At 54.9% G+C, this 22,451-nt stretch carries 27 protein-coding genes; all 27 read left to right on the top strand.

Annotated elements, in window-relative coordinates; translation table 11 throughout:
* Window positions 1–46: 46 nt before the first annotated feature.
* The 27 genes from rplL (at window position 47) to rpmD (ending at window position 22,451) form a co-directional block, all read left to right on the top strand.
* Window positions 47–412, top strand: coding sequence for a 50S ribosomal protein L7/L12 (gene rplL, locus NDJ82_RS09295; protein WP_053138313.1), 366 nt, complete (start codon window positions 47–49; stop codon window positions 410–412).
* A gap of 219 nt (window positions 413–631) precedes the next feature.
* Window positions 632–4,705, top strand: coding sequence for a DNA-directed RNA polymerase subunit beta (gene rpoB, locus NDJ82_RS09290; protein WP_032884533.1), 4,074 nt, complete (start codon window positions 632–634; stop codon window positions 4,703–4,705).
* Between the two features lie 64 nt (window positions 4,706–4,769).
* Entirely contained in the window at window positions 4,770–8,969 is a 4,200-nt protein-coding gene (rpoC, locus tag NDJ82_RS09285; protein WP_099584605.1) for a DNA-directed RNA polymerase subunit beta', read from the top strand.
* A gap of 216 nt (window positions 8,970–9,185) precedes the next feature.
* Window positions 9,186–9,557 carry a 30S ribosomal protein S12 gene (gene rpsL, locus NDJ82_RS09280; RefSeq protein ID WP_002555494.1) on the top strand — a complete coding sequence of 124 codons (372 nt, stop codon included), beginning with the start codon at window positions 9,186–9,188 and terminating at the stop codon, window positions 9,555–9,557.
* Window positions 9,558–9,675: 118 nt separating this feature from the next.
* Window positions 9,676–10,146 (top strand): 30S ribosomal protein S7, encoded by a 471-nt coding sequence (rpsG, locus tag NDJ82_RS09275; RefSeq protein WP_002555493.1) that lies wholly within the window; start codon window positions 9,676–9,678, stop codon window positions 10,144–10,146.
* 30 nt (window positions 10,147–10,176) lie between these two features.
* Window positions 10,177–12,282: an elongation factor G gene (gene fusA / locus NDJ82_RS09270; protein ID WP_015886136.1), complete on the top strand. Its 2,106-nt coding sequence runs from the start codon at window positions 10,177–10,179 to the stop codon at window positions 12,280–12,282.
* Between the two features lie 30 nt (window positions 12,283–12,312).
* Entirely contained in the window at window positions 12,313–13,506 is a 1,194-nt protein-coding gene (tuf, locus tag NDJ82_RS09265; protein WP_099584606.1) for an elongation factor Tu, read from the top strand.
* A gap of 158 nt (window positions 13,507–13,664) precedes the next feature.
* Window positions 13,665–13,976: a 30S ribosomal protein S10 gene (gene rpsJ / locus NDJ82_RS09260; protein WP_003186070.1), complete on the top strand. Its 312-nt coding sequence runs from the start codon at window positions 13,665–13,667 to the stop codon at window positions 13,974–13,976.
* 81 nt (window positions 13,977–14,057) lie between these two features.
* Window positions 14,058–14,693 carry a 50S ribosomal protein L3 gene (gene rplC / locus NDJ82_RS09255; RefSeq protein WP_003194649.1) on the top strand — a complete coding sequence of 212 codons (636 nt, stop codon included), beginning with the start codon at window positions 14,058–14,060 and terminating at the stop codon, window positions 14,691–14,693.
* A gap of 12 nt (window positions 14,694–14,705) precedes the next feature.
* Window positions 14,706–15,308, top strand: coding sequence for a 50S ribosomal protein L4 (rplD, locus tag NDJ82_RS09250; RefSeq protein ID WP_003176424.1), 603 nt, complete (start codon window positions 14,706–14,708; stop codon window positions 15,306–15,308).
* Window positions 15,305–15,604 carry a 50S ribosomal protein L23 gene (gene rplW / locus NDJ82_RS09245; protein ID WP_002555488.1) on the top strand — a complete coding sequence of 100 codons (300 nt, stop codon included), beginning with the start codon at window positions 15,305–15,307 and terminating at the stop codon, window positions 15,602–15,604. Before rplD ends, rplW begins: the two co-directional genes overlap by 4 nt.
* A 14-nt stretch (window positions 15,605–15,618) precedes the next feature.
* Window positions 15,619–16,443, top strand: a complete 825-nt coding sequence (gene rplB / locus NDJ82_RS09240; RefSeq protein ID WP_003176423.1) for a 50S ribosomal protein L2 — start codon at window positions 15,619–15,621, stop codon at window positions 16,441–16,443.
* Window positions 16,444–16,459: 16 nt separating this feature from the next.
* The gene (rpsS, locus tag NDJ82_RS09235) at window positions 16,460–16,735 is read left to right on the top strand and encodes a 30S ribosomal protein S19 (protein WP_003232420.1); all 276 of its coding nucleotides are present in this window, start codon (window positions 16,460–16,462) and stop codon (window positions 16,733–16,735) included.
* 11 nt (window positions 16,736–16,746) lie between these two features.
* A complete protein-coding gene (gene rplV, locus NDJ82_RS09230) occupies window positions 16,747–17,079 on the top strand; it encodes a 50S ribosomal protein L22 (protein WP_003103908.1) in 333 nt (110 codons plus the stop codon).
* Window positions 17,080–17,092: 13 nt separating this feature from the next.
* Window positions 17,093–17,779, top strand: a complete 687-nt coding sequence (rpsC, locus tag NDJ82_RS09225; protein WP_003176422.1) for a 30S ribosomal protein S3 — start codon at window positions 17,093–17,095, stop codon at window positions 17,777–17,779.
* A gap of 12 nt (window positions 17,780–17,791) precedes the next feature.
* Window positions 17,792–18,205, top strand: coding sequence for a 50S ribosomal protein L16 (gene rplP / locus NDJ82_RS09220; protein ID WP_003232424.1), 414 nt, complete (start codon window positions 17,792–17,794; stop codon window positions 18,203–18,205).
* Window positions 18,205–18,396 (top strand): 50S ribosomal protein L29, encoded by a 192-nt coding sequence (gene rpmC, locus NDJ82_RS09215; protein WP_002555481.1) that lies wholly within the window; start codon window positions 18,205–18,207, stop codon window positions 18,394–18,396. Before rplP ends, rpmC begins: the two co-directional genes overlap by 1 nt.
* 2 nt (window positions 18,397–18,398) lie before the next feature.
* The gene (gene rpsQ / locus NDJ82_RS09210; RefSeq protein WP_003176419.1) at window positions 18,399–18,665 is read left to right on the top strand and encodes a 30S ribosomal protein S17; all 267 of its coding nucleotides are present in this window, start codon (window positions 18,399–18,401) and stop codon (window positions 18,663–18,665) included.
* Window positions 18,666–18,688: 23 nt separating this feature from the next.
* The gene (gene rplN, locus NDJ82_RS09205; RefSeq protein WP_002555479.1) at window positions 18,689–19,057 is read left to right on the top strand and encodes a 50S ribosomal protein L14; all 369 of its coding nucleotides are present in this window, start codon (window positions 18,689–18,691) and stop codon (window positions 19,055–19,057) included.
* 11 nt (window positions 19,058–19,068) lie between these two features.
* Window positions 19,069–19,383: a 50S ribosomal protein L24 gene (rplX, locus tag NDJ82_RS09200; protein ID WP_003176416.1), complete on the top strand. Its 315-nt coding sequence runs from the start codon at window positions 19,069–19,071 to the stop codon at window positions 19,381–19,383.
* Between the two features lie 20 nt (window positions 19,384–19,403).
* A complete protein-coding gene (rplE, locus tag NDJ82_RS09195) occupies window positions 19,404–19,943 on the top strand; it encodes a 50S ribosomal protein L5 (RefSeq protein WP_003176415.1) in 540 nt (179 codons plus the stop codon).
* 13 nt (window positions 19,944–19,956) lie between these two features.
* Complete coding sequence (rpsN, locus tag NDJ82_RS09190) at window positions 19,957–20,262, top strand: 30S ribosomal protein S14 (protein ID WP_104911011.1); 306 nt, start codon at window positions 19,957–19,959, stop codon at window positions 20,260–20,262.
* A 206-nt stretch (window positions 20,263–20,468) separates the two neighbouring features.
* The gene (gene rpsH / locus NDJ82_RS09185) at window positions 20,469–20,861 is read left to right on the top strand and encodes a 30S ribosomal protein S8 (protein ID WP_003176413.1); all 393 of its coding nucleotides are present in this window, start codon (window positions 20,469–20,471) and stop codon (window positions 20,859–20,861) included.
* Between the two features lie 12 nt (window positions 20,862–20,873).
* Window positions 20,874–21,407 carry a 50S ribosomal protein L6 gene (gene rplF, locus NDJ82_RS09180; protein WP_003176412.1) on the top strand — a complete coding sequence of 178 codons (534 nt, stop codon included), beginning with the start codon at window positions 20,874–20,876 and terminating at the stop codon, window positions 21,405–21,407.
* 10 nt (window positions 21,408–21,417) lie between these two features.
* Complete coding sequence (gene rplR, locus NDJ82_RS09175; RefSeq protein WP_017135964.1) at window positions 21,418–21,768, top strand: 50S ribosomal protein L18; 351 nt, start codon at window positions 21,418–21,420, stop codon at window positions 21,766–21,768.
* Window positions 21,769–21,771: 3 nt separating this feature from the next.
* Window positions 21,772–22,272 (top strand): 30S ribosomal protein S5, encoded by a 501-nt coding sequence (rpsE, locus tag NDJ82_RS09170; protein ID WP_003186035.1) that lies wholly within the window; start codon window positions 21,772–21,774, stop codon window positions 22,270–22,272.
* 2 nt (window positions 22,273–22,274) lie between these two features.
* Complete coding sequence (gene rpmD, locus NDJ82_RS09165; protein WP_003176408.1) at window positions 22,275–22,451, top strand: 50S ribosomal protein L30; 177 nt, start codon at window positions 22,275–22,277, stop codon at window positions 22,449–22,451.

The following is a 22,451-nucleotide window of genomic DNA, read 5'->3' as shown; positions in this document are numbered from 1 at the left end:
ATTTCGATGGCCGCGTAGGCCGTCCCCCAATTCAGGAAATACAGCAATGTCTATCTCCCAAGACGATATCCTCAACGCCGTAGCTGAAATGTCGGTTCTGCAGGTTGTTGAGCTGATCAAAGCTTTCGAAGAAAAATTCGGCGTTTCCGCTGCCGCTGCTTCCGCTGGCCCAGCTGCTGCTGCTGCCGTTGTTGAAGAGCAAACCGAATTCAACGTCATGCTGCTGGAAGCTGGCGAGAAGAAAGTAAACGTGATCAAGGCAGTACGTGAACTGACCGGTCTGGGCTTGAAAGAAGCCAAGGCTGTAGTTGACGGCGCTCCTGCTATGGTTCTGGAAGCAGTGACCAAAGATGCAGGCGACAAAGCCAAGGCAACTCTGGAAGAAGCGGGCGCTAAAGTCGAGCTGAAGTAAGCATCGACATTGCGTCTCCAGCCCAAGCGTTAAGCTGAAGGCTGATGGCTGGTGGCTCTTGCCACCGGCCTTTTTCCGTTATTGGCTGTCGACTCGGTCGCCGCCATTAACGCGCTGTAGCCACCCGATGCGGTGGTGCAAACCATGGGGTTTGCAAGATTTTCTGGCTGCTCCCGTCGGAGGGGCCAAACAAGCAGGTGACCAAGCTGGGGAACGCTGATGGCTTACTCATATACTGAGAAAAAACGTATCCGCAAGGACTTTAGCAAGTTGCCGGACGTCATGGATGTCCCGTACCTTCTGGCTATCCAGCTGGATTCGTATCGTGAATTCTTGCAGGCGGGAGCGACCAAAGATCAGTTCCGCGACGTGGGCCTGCATGCGGCCTTCAAATCCGTTTTCCCGATCATCAGCTACTCCGGCAATGCTGCGCTGGAGTACGTCGGTTATCGCCTGGGCGAACCGGCATTTGATGTCAAAGAATGCGTGTTGCGCGGTGTTACGTACGCCGTACCTTTGCGGGTAAAAGTCCGCCTGATCATTTTCGACAAAGAATCGTCGAACAAAGCGATCAAGGACATTAAAGAGCAAGAAGTCTACATGGGCGAAATCCCATTGATGACTGAGAACGGTACCTTCGTTATCAACGGTACCGAGCGTGTAATTGTTTCCCAACTGCACCGTTCCCCGGGCGTGTTCTTTGACCACGACCGCGGCAAGACGCACAGCTCCGGTAAACTGTTGTACTCCGCACGCATCATTCCGTACCGCGGTTCGTGGTTGGACTTCGAGTTCGACCCGAAAGACTGCGTGTTCGTGCGTATCGACCGTCGTCGCAAGTTGCCGGCCTCGGTACTGCTGCGCGCGCTCGGTTACACCACTGAGCAAGTGCTGGACGCTTTCTATACCACCAACGTGTTCAGCCTCAAGGATGAAACTCTAAGCCTTGAGCTGATTGCTTCGCGTCTGCGCGGTGAAATTGCGGTCCTGGACATTCAGGATGAAAATGGCAAGGTCATTGTTGAAGCGGGCCGTCGTATCACTGCGCGCCACATCAACCAGATCGAAAAAGCCGGCATCAAATCGCTGGAAGTGCCTCTGGACTACGTCCTGGGTCGCACGACCGCTAAAGTCATCGTTCACCCTGCTACTGGAGAAATCCTGGCTGAGTGCAACACCGAGCTGAACACTGAGATCCTGGCCAAGATTGCCAAGGCTCAGGTTGTTCGCATCGAGACTCTGTACACCAACGATATCGACTGCGGTCCGTTCGTCTCCGACACCCTGAAGATCGACTCCACCAGCAACCAATTGGAAGCGCTGGTCGAGATCTATCGCATGATGCGTCCTGGCGAGCCACCTACCAAAGACGCAGCCGAAACCTTGTTCAATAACCTGTTCTTCAGCCCTGAGCGTTATGACCTGTCTGCGGTCGGCCGGATGAAGTTCAACCGTCGTATCGGTCGTACCGAGATCGAAGGTTCGGGCGTGCTGTGCAAGGAAGACATCGTTGCGGTCTTGAAGACTCTGGTCGACATCCGTAACGGCAAAGGCATCGTCGATGACATCGACCACCTGGGTAACCGTCGTGTTCGCTGCGTAGGCGAAATGGCTGAGAACCAGTTCCGTGTTGGTCTGGTACGTGTTGAGCGTGCGGTCAAAGAGCGTCTGTCGATGGCAGAAAGCGAAGGCCTGATGCCGCAAGACCTGATCAACGCCAAGCCAGTGGCTGCGGCGGTGAAAGAGTTCTTCGGTTCCAGCCAGCTCTCGCAGTTCATGGACCAGAACAACCCGCTCTCCGAGATCACCCACAAGCGCCGTGTTTCTGCACTGGGCCCGGGCGGTCTGACCCGTGAGCGTGCAGGCTTTGAGGTTCGTGACGTTCACCCTACGCACTACGGTCGTGTATGCCCGATCGAAACGCCGGAAGGTCCGAACATCGGTCTGATCAACTCCCTGGCCGCTTATGCGCGCACCAACCAGTACGGCTTCCTTGAGAGCCCGTACCGTGTGGTGAAAGACGCTCTGGTCACCGACGAGATCGTGTTCCTGTCTGCTATCGAAGAAGCTGATCACGTGATCGCTCAGGCTTCGGCCACGATGAACGACAAGAAAGTCCTGATCGACGAACTGGTAGCTGTTCGTCACTTGAACGAGTTCACCGTCAAGGCGCCGGAAGACGTCACCTTGATGGACGTTTCGCCGAAGCAGGTAGTTTCGGTTGCAGCGTCGCTGATCCCGTTCCTGGAGCACGATGACGCCAACCGTGCGTTGATGGGTTCCAACATGCAGCGTCAAGCTGTACCGACCCTGCGTGCTGACAAGCCGCTGGTAGGTACCGGCATGGAGCGTAACGTAGCCCGTGACTCCGGCGTTTGCGTCGTGGCTCGTCGTGGCGGCGTGATCGACTCCGTTGACGCCAGCCGTATCGTGGTTCGCGTTGCCGATGACGAAGTTGAAACTGGCGAAGCCGGTGTCGACATCTACAACCTGACCAAATACACCCGCTCGAACCAGAACACCTGCATCAACCAGCGTCCGCTGGTGAGCAAGGGTGATCGCGTTCAGCGTAGCGACATCATGGCCGACGGTCCGTCCACCGACATGGGTGAACTGGCTCTGGGTCAGAACATGCGCATCGCGTTCATGGCATGGAACGGCTTCAACTTCGAAGACTCCATCTGCCTGTCCGAGCGTGTTGTTCAAGAAGACCGCTTCACCACAATCCACATTCAGGAACTGACCTGTGTGGCGCGTGATACCAAGCTTGGGCCTGAAGAGATCACTGCAGACATCCCGAACGTGGGTGAAGCTGCACTGAACAAGCTGGACGAAGCCGGTATTGTTTACGTAGGTGCTGAAGTAGGCGCAGGCGACATCCTGGTTGGTAAGGTCACTCCGAAAGGCGAGACCCAACTGACTCCGGAAGAGAAGCTGCTGCGTGCGATCTTCGGTGAAAAAGCCAGCGACGTTAAAGACACCTCCCTGCGTGTACCTACCGGTACCAAAGGTACTGTCATCGACGTACAGGTCTTCACCCGTGACGGCGTTGAGCGTGATGCTCGTGCACTGTCCATCGAGAAGACTCAACTCGACGAGATCCGCAAGGACCTTAACGAAGAGTTCCGTATCGTTGAAGGCGCGACCTTCGAACGTCTGCGTTCCGCTCTGGTAGGCCACAAGGCCGAAGGCGGCGCAGGTCTGAAGAAAGGTCAGGACATCACCGACGAAATCCTCGACGGTCTTGAGCACGGCCAGTGGTTCAAGCTGCGCATGGCTGAAGATGCTCTGAACGAGCAACTCGAGAAGGCCCAGGCCTACATCGTTGATCGCCGCCGTCTGCTGGACGACAAGTTCGAAGACAAGAAGCGCAAACTGCAGCAGGGCGATGACCTGGCTCCAGGCGTGCTGAAAATCGTCAAGGTTTACCTGGCAATCCGTCGCCGCATCCAGCCGGGCGACAAGATGGCCGGTCGTCACGGTAACAAGGGTGTGGTCTCCGTGATCATGCCGGTTGAAGACATGCCGCACGATGCTAATGGCACCCCGGTCGACGTCGTCCTCAACCCGTTGGGCGTACCTTCGCGTATGAACGTTGGTCAGATCCTTGAAACCCACCTGGGCCTCGCGGCCAAAGGTCTGGGCGAGAAGATCAACCGTATGATCGAAGAGCAGCGCAAGGTCGCAGACCTGCGTAAGTTCCTGCACGAGATCTACAACGAGATCGGCGGTCGCAACGAAGAGCTGGACACCTTCTCCGACCAGGAAATCCTGGATCTGGCGAAGAACCTGCGCGGCGGCGTTCCAATGGCTACCCCGGTGTTCGACGGTGCCAAGGAAAGCGAAATCAAGGCCATGCTGAAACTGGCAGACCTGCCAGAAAGCGGCCAGATGCAGCTGTTCGACGGCCGTACCGGCAACAAGTTTGAGCGCCCGGTTACTGTTGGCTACATGTACATGCTGAAGCTGAACCACTTGGTAGACGATAAGATGCACGCTCGTTCTACCGGTTCGTACAGCCTGGTTACCCAGCAGCCGCTGGGTGGTAAGGCTCAGTTCGGTGGTCAGCGTTTCGGGGAGATGGAGGTCTGGGCACTGGAAGCATACGGTGCTGCATACACTCTGCAAGAAATGCTCACAGTGAAGTCGGACGATGTGAACGGTCGTACCAAGATGTACAAAAACATCGTGGACGGCGATCACCGTATGGAGCCGGGCATGCCCGAGTCCTTCAACGTGTTGATCAAAGAAATTCGTTCCCTCGGCATCGATATCGATCTGGAAACCGAATAACACGTGACGCGAATCGAGAGCGGGGCTATTTAGCCCGCTCTCTGCTCCGCCAGGAGGAAAGGCCTTGAAAGACCTACTGAATTTGCTGAAAAACCAGGGTCAAGTCGAAGAGTTCGACGCCATCCGTATTGGATTGGCATCGCCTGAGATGATCCGTTCGTGGTCGTTCGGTGAAGTTAAAAAGCCGGAAACCATCAACTACCGTACGTTCAAACCTGAGCGTGACGGCCTGTTCTGCGCCAAGATCTTTGGCCCGGTAAAGGATTACGAGTGCCTGTGCGGTAAGTACAAGCGCTTGAAGCACCGTGGCGTGATCTGCGAGAAGTGCGGCGTTGAAGTCGCGCTGGCCAAGGTTCGTCGTGAGCGTATGGCGCACATCGAACTGGCTTCGCCGGTTGCCCACATCTGGTTCCTGAAATCGCTGCCGTCCCGTATCGGCTTGCTGATGGACATGACCCTGCGTGATATCGAGCGCGTTCTCTACTTCGAGAGCTATGTCGTTATCGATCCAGGCATGACTACCCTTGAAAAAGGTCAGCTGCTGAACGATGAGCAGTACTTCGAAGCGCTGGAAGAGTTCGGCGACGATTTCGATGCCCGCATGGGTGCCGAAGCTGTCCGCGAACTGCTGCACGCTATCGACCTGGAACACGAGATTGGCCGTCTGCGCGAAGAGATTCCGCAAACCAACTCGGAAACCAAGATCAAGAAGCTGTCCAAGCGTCTGAAGTTGATGGAAGCCTTCCAAGGTTCCGGCAACTTGCCAGAGTGGATGGTGCTGACCGTTCTGCCGGTTCTGCCGCCAGACCTGCGTCCGCTGGTACCGTTGGATGGTGGTCGTTTCGCAACGTCCGACCTCAACGACCTGTACCGCCGCGTGATCAACCGTAACAACCGCTTGAAGCGTCTGCTTGATCTGTCCGCTCCGGACATCATCGTGCGCAACGAAAAGCGTATGTTGCAAGAAGCGGTCGATGCACTGCTCGACAACGGCCGTCGTGGCCGCGCTATCACCGGTTCGAACAAGCGTCCTCTGAAATCCTTGGCTGACATGATCAAGGGTAAGCAAGGTCGTTTCCGTCAGAACTTGCTCGGCAAGCGTGTTGACTACTCCGGTCGTTCGGTAATTACCGTAGGCCCGACCCTGCGTCTGCACCAGTGCGGTCTGCCTAAGAAGATGGCACTTGAGCTGTTCAAGCCATTCATCTTCGGCAAGCTGGAAATGCGCGGTCTCGCGACCACCATCAAAGCGGCCAAGAAAATGGTCGAGCGCGAACTGCCAGAGGTTTGGGACGTTCTTGCTGAAGTGATTCGCGAACACCCGGTTCTCCTCAACCGTGCACCGACCCTTCACCGTCTGGGTATCCAGGCGTTTGAACCGGTACTGATCGAAGGTAAGGCTATTCAGCTGCACCCTCTGGTCTGTGCTGCGTACAACGCCGACTTCGACGGCGACCAAATGGCCGTGCACGTACCGCTGACACTGGAAGCCCAGTTGGAAGCGCGTGCGTTGATGATGTCGACCAACAACATTCTGTCGCCAGCCAACGGTGAGCCAATCATCGTTCCGTCGCAGGACGTTGTATTGGGTCTGTACTACATGACCCGTGAAGCGATCAACGCCAAAGGCGAAGGTCGTGTGTTCGCTGACCTGCAAGAAGTTGACCGTGTGTTCCGTGCCGGCGAAGCCGCACTGCACGCCAAGGTCAAAGTGCGGATCAACGAAACCGTCAACGACCGTGACGGCGGCAGCGTGAGCGGCACCCGTATCGTCGACACCACTGTCGGCCGTGCGCTGCTGTATCAAGTTGTGCCAAAAGGTCTGTCCTACGACGTCGTCAACCTGCCGATGAAGAAAAAGGCGATCTCCAAGCTGATCAACCAGTGCTACCGCGTGGTTGGTTTGAAAGAGACCGTGATCTTCGCTGACCAGTTGATGTACACCGGTTTTGCTTATTCGACCATCTCCGGCGTTTCCATCGGTGTTAACGACTTCGTTATCCCGGATGAAAAAGCCCGCATCATCGCAGCTGCAACCGATGAAGTGAAAGAGATCGAAAGCCAGTACGCCTCGGGCCTGGTAACACAGGGCGAGAAGTACAACAAAGTGATCGACCTTTGGTCCAAGGCCAACGACGAAGTCTCCAAGGCGATGATGGCTAACCTCTCGAAAGAGAAAGTCATCGACCGTCACGGCGACGAAGTTGACCAGGAATCCTTCAACTCGATGTACATGATGGCCGACTCGGGCGCACGGGGTTCTGCTGCGCAGATCCGTCAGCTCGCCGGTATGCGTGGCCTGATGGCCAAGCCGGACGGTTCCATCATCGAAACGCCGATTACTGCGAACTTCCGTGAAGGTTTGAGCGTACTCCAGTACTTCATCTCCACTCACGGTGCTCGTAAGGGTCTTGCGGATACCGCGTTGAAAACCGCTAACTCCGGTTACCTGACTCGTCGTCTGGTAGACGTTGCACAAGATCTGGTTGTAACCGAGATCGATTGCGGCACCGAGCACGGCTTGCTGATGACTCCGCACATTGAAGGCGGTGACGTTGTAGAGCCGCTGGGTGAGCGCGTATTGGGTCGAGTTATTGCACGTGACGTATTCAAGCCAGGTACCGAGGAAATTATCGTTCCTGCCGGCACCCTGGTAGATGAAAAGTGGGTCGAGTTCATCGAACTCAACAGCATCGACGAAGTGATCGTTCGCTCGCCGATCAGCTGTGAAACCCGCTACGGCATCTGCGCCAAGTGCTACGGCCGTGACTTGGCTCGTGGTCACCAGGTGAACATCGGTGAAGCGGTCGGCGTTATCGCTGCCCAGTCCATCGGTGAGCCGGGTACCCAGCTGACCATGCGTACGTTCCACATCGGTGGTGCGGCAAGCCGGACCTCCGCTGCGGACAGCGTTCAGGTGAAGAATGGCGGTACCGTCCGTCTGCACAACCTCAAGCACGTTGAGCGAGTGGATGGTCACTTGGTTGCTGTGTCCCGTTCCGGCGAACTGGCCATCGCTGATGACTACGGTCGTGAGCGTGAGCGCTACAAGCTGCCGTACGGTGCTGTGATTTCGGTTAAAGAAGGTGACAAGGTCGACGCTGGCGCTATCGTGGCCAAGTGGGATCCGCACACTCACCCAATCGTTACCGAAATGAAAGGTACCGTGACCTACGTAGGCATGGAAGAAGGCATCACGATCAAGCGTCAGACTGACGAATTGACCGGTATGACCAACATTGAAGTACTCGACGCCAAAGATCGTCCAGCTGCCGGTAAAGACATCCGTCCTGCCGTGAAGATGGTCGATGACAACGGCAAGGATCTGTTGCTGCCAGGCACTGACGTAATCGCTCAGTACTTCCTGCCAGCCAACGCCCTGGTCGGTGTAGCGGATGGTGCGAAGATCGCGATCGGTGATGTTATCGCGCGTATCCCGCAAGAAACTTCGAAGACTCGCGACATCACCGGTGGTCTGCCGCGTGTTGCCGACTTGTTCGAAGCTCGTCGTCCGAAAGAAGCGTCGATTCTGGCAGAAGTCAGCGGCACCATCGCGTTCGGCAAAGAGACCAAGGGCAAGCGCCGCCTGGTTATCACCCCGAACGACGGTACCGATCCGTACGAAGAGCTGATTCCAAAGTGGCGTCACCTGAACGTCTTCGAAGGCGAACAGGTAAACCGCGGCGAAGTTATCTCCGACGGCCCGAGCGATCCACACGACATCCTGCGTCTGCTGGGTGTAAGTGCGCTGGCCAAGTACATCGTTAACGAGATCCAGGACGTTTATCGCCTGCAAGGCGTGAAGATCAACGATAAGCACATCGAGACCATCCTGCGTCAGATGCTGCGTAAAGTTGAAATCGCTGAATCCGGCGATTCCAGTTTCATCAAGGGCGACCAGATGGAACTGACTCACGTACTGGTAGAAAACGAGCGTCTGGCTGGCGACGAGAAATTCGTTTCCAAGTTCACTCGTGTGCTGCTGGGTATCACCAAGGCGTCGCTGTCCACTGAATCGTTCATCTCGGCGGCCTCCTTCCAGGAGACCACTCGTGTACTGACCGAAGCAGCGGTAACCGGCAAGCGCGATTACCTGCGCGGCCTGAAAGAGAACGTGGTCGTGGGTCGTCTGATCCCGGCGGGTACCGGTTTGGCTTATCACAGCGAGCGTAAGCGTCGCCGTGATGCTGACAAGCCGCTGCGCGTTAGCGCCAGTGAAGTGGAAGCTGCACTGACCGAAGCACTGAACTCAAGCGGTAACTGAGTTCTGCACTAGATAAGACTGGGCCCTGGCAGCCCCATTCGTCGGATCGAGGCAGTTTTGCCCCGGTTCGACGAGTGGGGAGGTCGGGGCCTTGCCTTGACTGGGGACAAGATCCTCTTTAGACTCTTGTACCCCTAAATTTGGCGGGAATTCGTTCCTGCCATTTTGCTTTTCTTGCAAGACAATAGCGTCGCAAGACAACAGTGGAGCTAGTAGATGGCAACTATCAACCAGCTGGTACGTCAGCCGCGTAAGCGTATCGTCGAGAAATCCGACGTACCTGCGCTGCAGAACTGCCCGCAACGTCGTGGCGTATGCACCCGTGTGTATACCACCACGCCGAAAAAACCTAACTCGGCACTGCGTAAAGTATGCCGTGTGCGTCTGACCAACGGTTTCGAGGTTTCCTCGTACATCGGCGGTGAAGGCCACAACCTGCAAGAGCACAGCGTGGTACTGATCCGCGGCGGTCGTGTAAAAGACTTGCCAGGTGTTCGTTACCACACCGTACGCGGCTCCTTGGATACTTCCGGCGTTAAAGGTCGTAACCAGGGTCGTTCGAAGTACGGTACCAAGAAGCCTAAGTAGTAGCGGCTTTTTGTAAAACTGAATCATCTTATTTTCTGAGTCGATAAGAGTAAGGTCGGAGGCGTCCCGAAAGGGCACCGATTCCGAACGAACCTGAAGACCGTTTGAGGGCTTATCCATGCCAAGAAGACGCGTAGCAGCCAAGCGCGAAGTGCTTGACGATCCAAAATACGGAAGCCAAATCCTGGCCAAGTTCATGAACCACGTGATGGAAAGCGGCAAGAAAGCCGTTGCCGAGCGTATCGTTTATGGCGCGCTGGAAAAGGTTAAAGAACGCAAGAACAGCGATCCCCTGGAAATCTTCGAGAAAGCTCTCGACGCCATCGCTCCGCTGGTCGAAGTGAAGTCGCGCCGTGTAGGCGGTGCTACTTACCAGGTTCCGGTCGAAGTTCGTCCGTCCCGTCGTAACGCTCTGGCAATGCGCTGGTTGGTAGACTTCGCCCGTAAGCGTGGCGAGAAGTCTATGGCTCTGCGTTTGGCCGGCGAACTGTTGGACGCTGCTGAAGGTAAAGGTGCTGCTGTTAAGAAGCGTGAAGACGTGCACCGTATGGCTGAAGCTAACAAAGCTTTCTCGCACTACCGCTTCTAATCTTAGCTTCACTAATTTTGCGAGGGCTTTATGGCTCGTACTACTCCGATTAGCCGCTACCGTAACATCGGTATCGTTGCTCACGTGGATGCTGGTAAAACCACCACCACCGAGCGCGTACTGTTTTACACCGGCAAAAGTCACAAGATGGGCGAGGTGCATGATGGCGCCGCGACCACAGACTGGATGGTTCAGGAGCAGGAGCGTGGTATTACCATTACTTCTGCTGCTATTACCGCCTTCTGGAAAGGTTCCGAGAAGCAGTACAAAGATGAGCACCGCTTCAACGTAATCGATACTCCGGGCCACGTTGACTTCACCATTGAAGTTGAGCGTTCCCTGCGCGTACTCGACGGCGCTGTCGTTGTGTTCTGCGGTACCTCGGGTGTTGAGCCTCAGTCGGAAACCGTATGGCGTCAAGCCAACAAATACGGTGTTCCACGTCTTGTTTACGTAAACAAGATGGACCGTGCTGGTGCCAACTTCCTGCGCGTGATCGGTCAGATCAAGCAGCGCCTGGGTCACACTCCGGTGCCAATCCAGTTGGCTATCGGTTCCGAAGACAACTTCCAAGGCCAGATCGATTTGCTGACCATGGAAGCTGTTTACTGGAACGATGCTGACAAAGGTATGGTTCCTGTTCGTAAGCCTATCCCTGCTGAGCTGCAGGAACTGGCTGACGAATGGCGCAACAACATGGTTGAAGCTGCGGCCGAAGCCAACGAAGAGCTGATGAACAAGTACCTCGAAGGTGAAGAACTCACCAACGTGGAAATCAAGGCTGCTCTGCGTCAGCGTACTATTGCTGGTGAGATCGTCTTGGCTGTTTGCGGTTCCTCGTTCAAGAACAAGGGCGTTCCCCTGGTTCTCGATGCTGTGATCGACTACTTGCCGGCACCAGTGGATATTCCTGCTATCAAGGGTACTGACCCGGATGACGAGACTATCGAGCTGGAGCGTCATGCAGACGACGCAGAACCGTTCTCCGCTCTGGCATTTAAAATTGCCACTGACCCATTCGTGGGTACCTTGACCTTCGTCCGCGTTTACTCGGGCGTGTTGAACTCCGGCGACGGCGTGATCAACTCGGTTAAAGGCAAGAAAGAGCGCGTGGGTCGTATGGTGCAAATGCACGCAAACGCCCGCGAAGAGATCAAGGAAGTACGCGCTGGTGACATCGCGGCCTTGATCGGCATGAAGGACGTCACCACTGGTGAGACCTTGTGCAACGCTGACAAGCCAATCATCCTGGTTCGTATGGACTTCCCGGAGCCGGTTATTTCGGTTGCCGTAGAGCCTAAGACCAAGGATGACCAGGAAAAAATGGGTATTGCTCTGGGCAAACTTGCTCAGGAAGATCCATCTTTCCGCGTTAAAACTGATGAAGAGACTGGTCAAACGATCATCTCTGGCATGGGCGAGTTGCACCTGGACATCCTGGTTGACCGGATGCGCCGCGAGTTCAACGTCGAAGCTAACATCGGTAAGCCTCAGGTTTCCTATCGTGAGCGCATCACGAAGAACTGTGAAATCGAAGGCAAGTTCGTTCGTCAGTCCGGCGGTCGTGGTCAGTTCGGTCACTGCTGGATCCGTTTTGCTCCTGCTGACGAAGGTCAGGAAGGTCTGCAATTCGTGAACGAAGTAGTAGGTGGTGTGGTTCCTAAGGAATACATCCCTGCTATCCAGAAGGGCATCGAAGAGCAGATGAAGAACGGTGTTGTTGCCGGCTATCCGCTGATCGGCCTGAAAGCAACCGTTTTTGACGGTTCTTACCACGACGTCGACTCCAACGAGATGGCGTTTAAGGTGGCTGCTTCCATGGCAACCAAGCAACTGGCCCAGAAGGGCGGTGGTGAGTTGCTTGAGCCAATCATGGCGGTAGAAGTTGTTACACCTGAAGACTATATGGGTGATGTCATGGGCGACCTTAACCGTCGTCGCGGCATGATCTTGGGTATGGAAGACACGGTTTCCGGCAAAGTAATTCGCGCCGAGGTTCCGTTGGGTGAGATGTTCGGTTACGCGACCGACGTTCGCTCCATGTCCCAGGGTCGCGCAAGCTACTCTATGGAATTCAAAAAATACAACACAGCTCCGGCGCACATCGCTGAAACTGTATCCAAAAAACAAGGCTGATTCAGTCCTTTAGGCAAGGAGTTAATTGTCGTGGCTAAAGAAAAATTTGATCGTTCCCTACCGCACGTCAACGTTGGCACTATCGGTCACGTTGACCACGGTAAAACCACTCTGACCGCAGCTCTGACTCGCGTTTGCTCCGAAGTATTCGGTTCGGCAATCGTTGATTTCGATAAAATCGACAGCGCGCCAGAAGAGAAAGCTCGTGGTATCACCATCAACACCGCGCACGTCGAGTACAACTCGAAGATCCGTCACTACGCTCACGTCGACTGCCCAGGTCACGCTGACTATGTGAAGAACATGATCACCGGTGCTGCCCAGATGGATGGCGCGATCCTGGTTTGCTCGGCCGCTGATGGTCCGATGCCACAAACCCGTGAGCACATCCTGCTGTCCCGTCAGGTAGGCGTTCCGTACATCGTGGTTTTCCTGAACAAGGCTGACCTGGTAGACGACGCTGAGCTGCTGGAACTGGTTGAGATGGAAGTGCGCGATCTGCTGAGCACTTACGACTTCCCAGGCGACGACACTCCGATCATCATCGGTTCTGCTCGTATGGCGCTGGAAGGCAAAGACGACAACGAAATGGGCACCACTGCCGTTCGTAAACTGGTTGAAACCCTGGACAGCTACATCCCAGAACCAGTTCGTCTGACCGACAAGCCGTTCCTGATGCCAATCGAAGACGTATTCTCGATCTCCGGTCGTGGTACTGTTGTGACTGGTCGTATCGAGCGCGGTATCGTTCGCGTTCAAGATCCGCTGGAAATCGTTGGTCTGCGTGACACCACCACCACCACCTGCACCGGTGTTGAAATGTTCCGCAAGCTGCTCGACGAAGGTCGTGCTGGCGAGAACTGCGGCGTTCTGCTGCGTGGTACCAAGCGTGACGACGTTGAGCGTGGCCAGGTTCTGGTTAAGCCGGGTTCGGTTAAGCCGCACACCAAGTTCACCGCTGAAGTCTACGTTCTGAGCAAAGAAGAAGGCGGTCGTCACACTCCGTTCTTCAAAGGCTACCGTCCACAGTTCTACTTCCGTACTACTGACGTGACTGGTAACTGCCAGCTGCCAGAAGGCGTTGAAATGGTAATGCCAGGCGATAACATCCAAATGGAAGTTACCCTGATCAAAACCATCGCAATGGAAGACGGTCTGCGCTTCGCAATTCGTGAAGGCGGCCGTACTGTTGGCGCTGGCGTTGTAGCTAAAATCATCGAGTAAGCATCTCTTCTGAGATGGCTTCGATGCTTTGAAAAGGCCCCCGCTCAGCGGGGGCTTTTTTATTGGGTTGACACCTATCTGGGGCGTCTATAGAATTGCGCCTCCTTTTAACGGGCGTATTGCGCTCGCTGGGAATAGCAGCCGGAGTCTGAAATCCAATGCAAAATCAGCAAATCCGTATCAGGTTGAAGGCTTTTGACCATCGCCTGATCGACCAATCCACCCAGGAAATCGTGGAAACCGCGAAACGTACTGGTGCTCAAGTGCGTGGTCCAATTCCACTGCCTACCCGCAAAGAGCGGTTCACCGTTCTGGTCTCCCCGCACGTCAACAAAGACGCGCGTGACCAGTACGAGATCCGTACTCATAAGCGCGTTCTGGACATTGTCCAGCCAACGGATAAAACCGTTGATGCACTTATGAAGCTTGATCTGGCGGCCGGTGTGGAAGTACAGATCAGCCTCGGCTAAGACTTGGGTCTTAGTCGTGTAACGCTCTGAAATGGGCGGCCATAGCGGGTGAAAGCCCCGTACACTCATGAGGTTTACAACATGACTATTGGTGTAGTCGGTCGTAAATGCGGTATGACCCGTATTTTCACCGAAGAAGGTGTCTCCATTCCGGTTACGGTCATTGAGATCGAGCCGAATCGCGTCACCCAGTTCAAAACTGAAGAAACCGACGGCTATCGTGCAGTGCAAGTCACTGTCGGCGAGCGTCGTGCTTCGCGCGTGACTGCTGCTCAAGCAGGTCACTTCGCAAAAGCAAACGTTGCAGCTGGTCGTACTGTTATGGAGTTCCGTCTTGAAGATGGTGACTACCAGGCTGGCGATCTGATCAACGCTGAAATCTTCGCCGCTGGTCAACTGGTTGATGTAACCGGTCAGTCCAAGGGTAAAGGCTTCCAGGGTACGATCAAGCGTTGGAATTTCCGTGGTCAAGACAACACTCACGGTAACTCCGTTTCCCACCGCGTCCCGGGCTCTATTGGCCAGTGCCAGACTCCTGGTCGTGTATTCAAGGGCAAAAAAATGTCCGGTCATATGGGCGCTGAGCGCGTGACCGTGCAGTCCCTCGAAGTAGTGCGCGTCGACGCTGAACGCAATCTGTTGTTGGTCAAGGGTGCTGTTCCTGGCGCTACTGGCGGCAACCTGGTTGTACGTCCAGCGGCCAAGGCTCGCGGTTAAGGGGAAGCTGACATGCAATTAAATGTAAATGACGCTCAAGCGATCGAAGTTTCCGAACTGACATTTGGCGGCGAATTCAACGAGACGCTGGTTCACCAAGCAGTCGTGGCCTACATGGCCGGCGGCCGTCAAGGTAGCAAGCAGCAAAAGACCCGTTCCGACGTACGTGGTGGCGGTAAGCGCCCTTGGCGTCAGAAAGGCACTGGCCGTGCTCGTGCCGGTACTATCCGTAGCCCAATCTGGCGTGGCGGCGGTACCACTTTCGCAGCTCGTCCACAGGATCACTCTCAGAAGCTCAACAAGAAGATGTATCGCGCAGCTCTGCGCTCCATCCTTGCTGAACTCGTGCGTACTGATCGTCTGGTCGTGGTTCAGGACTTCGCTGTTGAAAGTCCAAAGACCAAAGATCTGCTGGGCAAACTGAACAACATGAGCCTGACCGACGTTTTGATCGTGTCTGAAGCTGTTGATCAGAACCTGTACCTGGCTGCTCGCAACCTGCCACACGTTGATGTACGTGACGTGCAAGGTTCCGATCCAGTTAGTCTGATCGCATACGATAAGGTGTTGATCACCGTGTCGGCCGTGAAGAAATTCGAGGAGCTGCTGGGATGAACCAGGAACGCGTATTTAAAGTTCTGCTTGGCCCGCACGTTTCCGAAAAGGCTACGGTTCTGGCTGACAAGAAAGGCCAGTTCGTTTTCAAGGTTGCAACTGACGCAACCAAGCTGGAAATCAAGAAGGCCGTCGAAAGCCTGTTCAGCGTGAAAGTTGAGCGTGTTACTACCCTGAATGTTCTGGGTAAGAGCAAGCGCACTGCTCGCGGTCTGGGCAAGCGTAATGACTGGAAGAAGGCAGTTATCTCCCTTCAGCCAGGCCAAGATCTCGATTTCAGCAGCAGTGCTGAGTAAGGAAGGGGTGCATCATGGCAATCGTTAAATGCAAACCGACTTCCCCTGGCCGCCGTTTTGTGGTCAAGGTGGTCAACCAGGAGCTGCATAAAGGCGCTCCTCACGCACCGCTGCTCGAGAAGAAATCGAAGACTGGTGGTCGTAACAACAATGGTCGCATTACCACTCGTCACATCGGTGGTGGCCATAAGCAGCATTATCGTCTGGTCGACTTCCGTCGCAACGACAAAGATGGCATCTCTGCCACTGTCGAGCGTATCGAATACGATCCAAACCGTACTGCTCACATCGCTCTGCTGCTGTACGCAGATGGCGAGCGTCGCTACATCATCGCCCCTAAAGGCGTGAGCGCTGGCGACCAGCTGATCGCAGGTGCTTTGGCGCCGATCAAGCCGGGCAACGCTCTGCAACTGCGTAACATTCCAGTTGGTAGCACCGTACACGGCATCGAATTGAAGCCAGGTAAAGGCGCGCAAATCGCTCGTTCCGCTGGTGCTTCGGCTCAGCTGATCGCTCGTGAAGGTGTCTACGTGACCCTGCGTCTGCGTTCTGGTGAGATGCGTAAAGTGCTGGCTGAATGCCGTGCGACCTTGGGTGAAGTCTCGAACTCCGAGCACAGCCTGCGTTCGCTGGGTAAAGCTGGTGCCAAACGCTGGCGTGGCGTTCGCCCAACCGTTCGTGGTGTTGCCATGAACCCGGTTGACCACCCACACGGTGGTGGTGAAGGTCGTACCTCTGGTGGTCGTCATCCGGTATCGCCATGGGGCTTCCCGACTAAGGGCGCGAAGACTCGTGGTAATAAGCGTACCGACAAAATGATCGTCCGTCGTCGCAAGTAAATAGAGGGATACGACAGTGCCACGTTCTCTGAAAAAAGGTCCTTTTATTGATCTTCACCTACTGAAGAAGATCGAAGTGGCGGCGGAAAAGAACGATCGCAAACCAGTTAAGACCTGGTCGCGTCGTTCGATGATCCTGCCACAAATGGTCGGTTTGACCATCGCTGTACACAACGGTCGTCTGCACGTCCCAGTTCTCGTGAACGAAGACATGGTTGGCCACAAACTGGGCGAGTTTGCCGGTACCCGCACTTATCGTGGGCACGTGGCAGACAAGAAAGCCAAGCGTTAAGGGGTTAGGAAATGGAAGTAGCCGCTAAGTTGTCGGGCGCTCGAATCTCCGCCCAGAAAGCCCGCTTGGTCGCCGACCAGATCCGCGGGAAGAAGGTGGGCGAAGCGCTCAACCTGTTGGCTTTCAGCAGTAAGAAAGCCGCCGAGATCATGAAGAAAGTGCTGGAGTCGGCCGTAGCCAACGCCGAGCATAACGAAGGCGCAGACGTTGATGACCTTAAAGTCAGCACCGTTTTCGTCAACGAAGGGCGTTCGCTGAAGCGCATCATGCCACGTGCCAAAGGCCGTGCTGATCGCATCGTCAAGCGGTCTTGCCATATCACTGTCAAGGTTGCTGACAAGTAACGGAGTCGAAGAGATGGGTCAGAAAGTACATCCCATTGGCATTCGCCTGGGAATCGTCAAGGAGCACACCTCCGTCTGGTACGCAGACGGTCGGACTTATGCGGACTATTTGTTCGCTGATCTGAAGGTGCGTGAGTATCTCCAAGACAAACTAAAAAGCGCGTCCGTAAGCCGTATCGATATCCATCGTCCGGCACAAACTGCACGTATCACCATCCACACCGCTCGTCCAGGTATCGTTATCGGGAAGAAAGGTGAAGATGTTGAGAAACTTCGTCAGGACCTGACCAAGCAAATGGGTGTGCCTGTGCACATCAATATCGAAGAGATCCGCAAGCCGGAGCTCGACGGTATGCTGGTTGCGCAGAGCGTAGCTCAGCAGCTGGAGCGTCGCGTAATGTTCCGTCGCGCTATGAAGCGCGCCGTACAGAACGCCATGCGCATTGGTGCCAAAGGCATCAAAATCCAAGTGAGCGGTCGTCTCGGCGGTGCTGAAATCGCACGTACTGAATGGTATCGCGAAGGTCGTGTGCCACTGCACACCCTGCGTGCCGACATCGACTATGCCAACTACGAAGCTCACACCACTTACGGTGTGATCGGTGTAAAGGTTTGGATCTTCAAGGGCGAAGTAATTGGTGGTCGCCAAGAAGAACTGAAACCACAAGCACCAGCGCCTCGTAAAAAAGCTGCTAAGTAAGGGGTACGCCAAATGTTGCAACCAAAGCGTACGAAGTTCCGCAAGCAGATGACAGGCCACAACCGTGGTCTGGCTCAGCGCGGTAGCAAAGTCAGCTTCGGCGAGTTCGCGCTGAAGTCTGTAGCTCGTGGTCGTCTCACCGCTCGTCAGATCGAGTCAGCGCGTCGTGCACTGACCCGTCACGTTAAACGTGGCGGCAAGATCTGGATCCGTGTATTCCCGGACAAGCCGATCTCCAAAAAACCTCTTGAGGTTCGGATGGGTAAAGGTAAGGGTAACGTGGAATACTGGGTAGCCCAGATTCAGCCAGGCAAAGTCCTGTATGAAATCGAGGGTGTAACTGAAGAGCTGGCGCGTGAGGCTTTTGCCCTGGCTGCTGCAAAGCTGCCGCTCGCCACCGCCTTTGTTAAACGGACGGTGATGTGATGAAAGCGAATGAACTTCGTGAAAAATCCGCACAGCAGCTGAACGAGCAACTGCTCGGCCTGCTGCGCGACCAGTTCAATCTGCGCATGCAGAAAGCAACTGGCCAGTTGGGGCAGTCTCATCTGCTCTCGCAAGTTAAGCGTGACATTGCTCGCGTGAAGACTGTGCTCAACCAGCAGGCAGGTAAGTGATCATGGCTGAAGCCGAAAAGACTGTCCGTACGCTGACTGGCCGTGTTGTCAGCGACAAGATGGACAAAACCATCACCGTACTGATCGAGCGTCGCGTTAAGCACCCGATCTACGGTAAATATGTTAAGCGTTCGACTAAGCTGCACGCGCACGACGAAACCAATCAGTGCCACATCGGCGACAAAGTCACTATTCGTGAAACTCGTCCGCTGGCCAAGACCAAGTCTTGGGCACTGGTTGATGTTCTCGAACGCGCTGTGGAAGTCTAAGGACTAGGGGTCGGAGAAATTATATGATTCAGACTCAATCCATGCTCGATGTGGCCGATAACAGCGGCGCTCGCCGTGTTATGTGCATCAAGGTGCTGGGTGGCTCCCATCGTCGTTACGCTGGTATCGGTGACATCATCAAAGTTACCGTGAAGGAAGCAATTCCTCGCGGCAAAGTGAAAAAAGGCCAAGTGATGACTGCTGTTGTAGTCCGCACTCGTCACGGCGTACGTCGTGCTGATGGCTCCATTATCCGCTTTGATGGCAACGCTGCTGTTCTTCTGAACAACAAGCAAGAGCCGATCGGCACCCGTATCTTTGGGCCAGTGACCCGTGAACTTCGTACTGAGAAGTTCATGAAGATCGTCTCGCTCGCCCCAGAAGTGCTGTAAGGAGATCCGACATGCAAAAGATTCGTCGTGACGACGAGATCATCGTGATCGCCGGCAAAGACAAAGGTAAGCGCGGTAAGGTGCTTAAGGTTCTCGCCAATAACCGTCTGGTTATCGGTGGTCTGAACCTGGTCAAGCGTCATACCAAGCCTAACCCGATGTCGGGCGTACAAGGCGGTATCGTCGAAAAAGAAGCTCCACTGGACGCTTCTAACGTCGCCATTTTCAACGGCGAAACCAACAAGGCTGACCGCGTTGGTTTCAAAGTAGAAGACGGCAAGAAAATTCGTGTCTTCAAGTCGACCCAAAAAGCGGTTGATGCTTGAACACTGCTAGGTAGAAGACCATGGCACGACTAAAAGAGATTTACTGGAAAGAAATCGCACCGAAGCTTAAGGAAGAACTTAAGCTTTCGAACGTGATGGAAGTTCCACGCGTTACCAAAATCACCCTGAACATGGGTCTGGGCGAAGCTGTCGGCGACAAAAAAGTCATCGAGCATGCTGTTGCTGACCTGGAAAAGATCACCGGCCAGAAAGTCGTTGTGACCTACGCTCGGAAATCCATCGCTGGCTTTAAAGTCCGTGAAGGTTGGCCGATCGGCGTCAAAGTGACCCTGCGCCGTGAGCGTATGTATGAATTCCTGGATCGTCTGCTGTCGATCTCCCTGCCTCGGGTTCGCGACTTCCGCGGCCTGAATGCCAAGTCCTTCGATGGTCGTGGTAACTACAGCATGGGCGTGAAAGAGCAGATCATCTTCCCGGAAATCGACTACGACAAGATCGATGCTCTCCGCGGTCTGGACATCACCCTGACCACCACTGCCAAGAACGATGATGAAGGCCGCGCTCTGCTGCGTGCGTTCAAATTCCCGTTCCGCAACTGATTGGAGTAGGACCATGGCCAAGATGAGCATGAAAAACCGCGAGCTGAAGCGTCAGCTCACGGTTGCCAAGTACGCCAAGAAGCGTGCAGCACTGAAAGCAATCATCGTAGATCTGAGCGCAAGTCCAGAAGCGCGTTGGGAAGCGACAGTTGCTCTGCAGAAGCAGCCACGTGACGCAAGCGCCTCGCGCATGCGTAACCGCTGCCGCCTGACCGGTCGTCCACACGGCGTTTACCGCAAGTTCGGCCTCGGCCGTAACAAACTGCGTGAAGCGGCAATGCGTGGTGACGTACCAGGTCTGGTTAAAGCCAGCTGGTAAGTACTTTCAGCGTCGGGGCGGTCAAAATCGCAAGATACTGACCGTCGGTGACCTTGAATCCGGAACAAGCCCCTTTTGGGGCTTGTTTCATTTCCGGAGTGTGTCTAAAATACGCGGCTCGCCTGAGCCCGTGTTTTTTACCCGGAGATTCTCGGCGACATATGTAGCCGCAAGGCTAATTTTTTTGTATTAGGAGCGTCTAGCCCATGAGTATGCAGGACCCGTTAGCGGACATGCTAACTCGTATCCGTAATGCCCAGATGGCTGAAAAGTCCGTCGTAAGCATGCCATCTTCCAAGTTGAAGGTAGCTGTTGCCAAAGTCCTGAAAGACGAAGGCTACATTGCGGGTTATCAGATCAGCAGCGAAATCAAACCACTGCTGTCCATCGAGCTGAAGTACTTCGAAGGCCGTTCGGTCATCGAGGAAGTGAAGCGCGTTAGCCGTCCAGGCCTGCGTCAGTACAAGTCCGCTGAAGATCTGCCGAAAGTTCGTGGCGGTCTGGGCGTGTCTATCGTCTCCACCAACAAAGGTGTGATGACGGATCGTGCTGCGCGCGCTGCCGGTGTCGGCGGCGAAGTTCTTTGCACTGTGTTCTAAGGGGGGATAAGCATGTCTCGCGTCGCTAAGAACCCCGTTAAGCTGCCAGCCGGTGTCGAAGTAAAATTCGCAGGCCAACAGCTTTCGGTGAAGGGTGCCAAGGGCACTCTTGAACTGAACATCCATTCGTCCGTTGAGATCGTTGAAGAAGCTGGTGAGCTGCGTTTCGCTGCTCGCAATGGCGATCAACAAACTCGCGCAATGGCCGGTACCACGCGTGCGTTGGTAAACAACATGGTCCAAGGCGTAAGCCAAGGCTTCGAGCGTAAGCTCCAGCTGGTCGGTGTTGGTTACAAAGCGCAAGCAAAAGGCACGGTTTTGAACCTGGCCCTTGGCTTCTCGCACCCAGTGGATTACGAACTGCCGGAAGGCATCACCGCTGAGACCCCTAGCCAGACCGATATCCTGATCAAGGGTATTGATAAGCAGCTGGTAGGTCAGGTGGCCGCTGAGATCCGCGACTTCCGTCCACCAGAGCCGTACAAAGGCAAAGGTGTGCGCTACGCGGACGAAGTCGTCCGTCGTAAAGAAGCCAAGAAGAAGTAGGGCATAGCAAATGACCGACAAAAAAGTTACTCGACTGCGTCGCGCTCGCAAAGCACGCCTGAAAATGCACGAACTAGAAGTCGTGCGTCTCTGCGTGTACCGCTCGTCGCAGCACATCTACGCCCAGGTCATCTCGGCCGACGGCAACAAAGTCTTGGCAAGCGCCTCGACTTTGGATAAAGAACTGCGTGATGGTGCCACCGGCAACATCGACGCGGCCACAAAGGTTGGCCAGCTGGTCGCTACACGTGCTAAGGCCGTGGGCGTCTCGCAAGTGGCTTTCGACCGCTCTGGCTTCAAGTACCACGGTCGCGTTAAAGCGCTGGCTGATGCTGCTCGTGAAGCTGGGCTGGAGTTCTAAGTTATGTCAAATAACGACCAAAAGCGCGACGAAGGCTACATTGAGAAGCTGGTTCAAGTTAACCGCGTAGCCAAAACCGTTAAAGGCGGCCGTATCTTCACTTTCACCGCGTTGACCGTGGTGGGTGATGGTAAAGGGCGTGTTGGCTTCGGCCGTGGCAAGTCACGTGAAGTGCCTGCTGCGATCCAGAAGGCGATGGAAGCTGCTCGTCGCAACATGATCCAAGTTGATCTGAACGGCACCACGCTGCAATACGCTATGAAGTCCGCTCACGGCGCTTCGAAGGTGTACATGCAGCCTGCTTCTGAAGGTACCGGTATCATCGCTGGCGGCGCTATGCGTGCTGTCCTCGAAGTTGCTGGCGTTCAGAACGTTCTGGCCAAGTGCTACGGTTCGACTAACCCGGTAAACGTGGTTCACGCCACTTTCAAAGGTTTGAAAGCTATGCAGTCTCCTGAATCCATTGCCGCCAAGCGTGGCAAAAGTGTCAAGGAGATCTTCTGATCATGGCTACCGTTAAAGTAACGCTGATCAAAAGCATGACCGGCCGCATTCCTAACCACAAACTGTGCGTTAAGGGTTTGGGTCTGCGTCGCATCGGTCACACTGTAGAAGTCCAGGATACTCCCGAGAATCGCGGGATGATCAACAAGGCTTACTACATGCTGCGTGTAGAGGGTTAA

This window comes from Pseudomonas sp. SR18 (genome assembly GCF_023701505.1).
Classification (GTDB): Bacteria; Pseudomonadota; Gammaproteobacteria; order Pseudomonadales; family Pseudomonadaceae; genus Aquipseudomonas; species Aquipseudomonas cyclaminis.
Note: the sequence above shows the minus strand (reverse complement) of the source record. Positions and strands in the feature narration are given on the sequence as shown.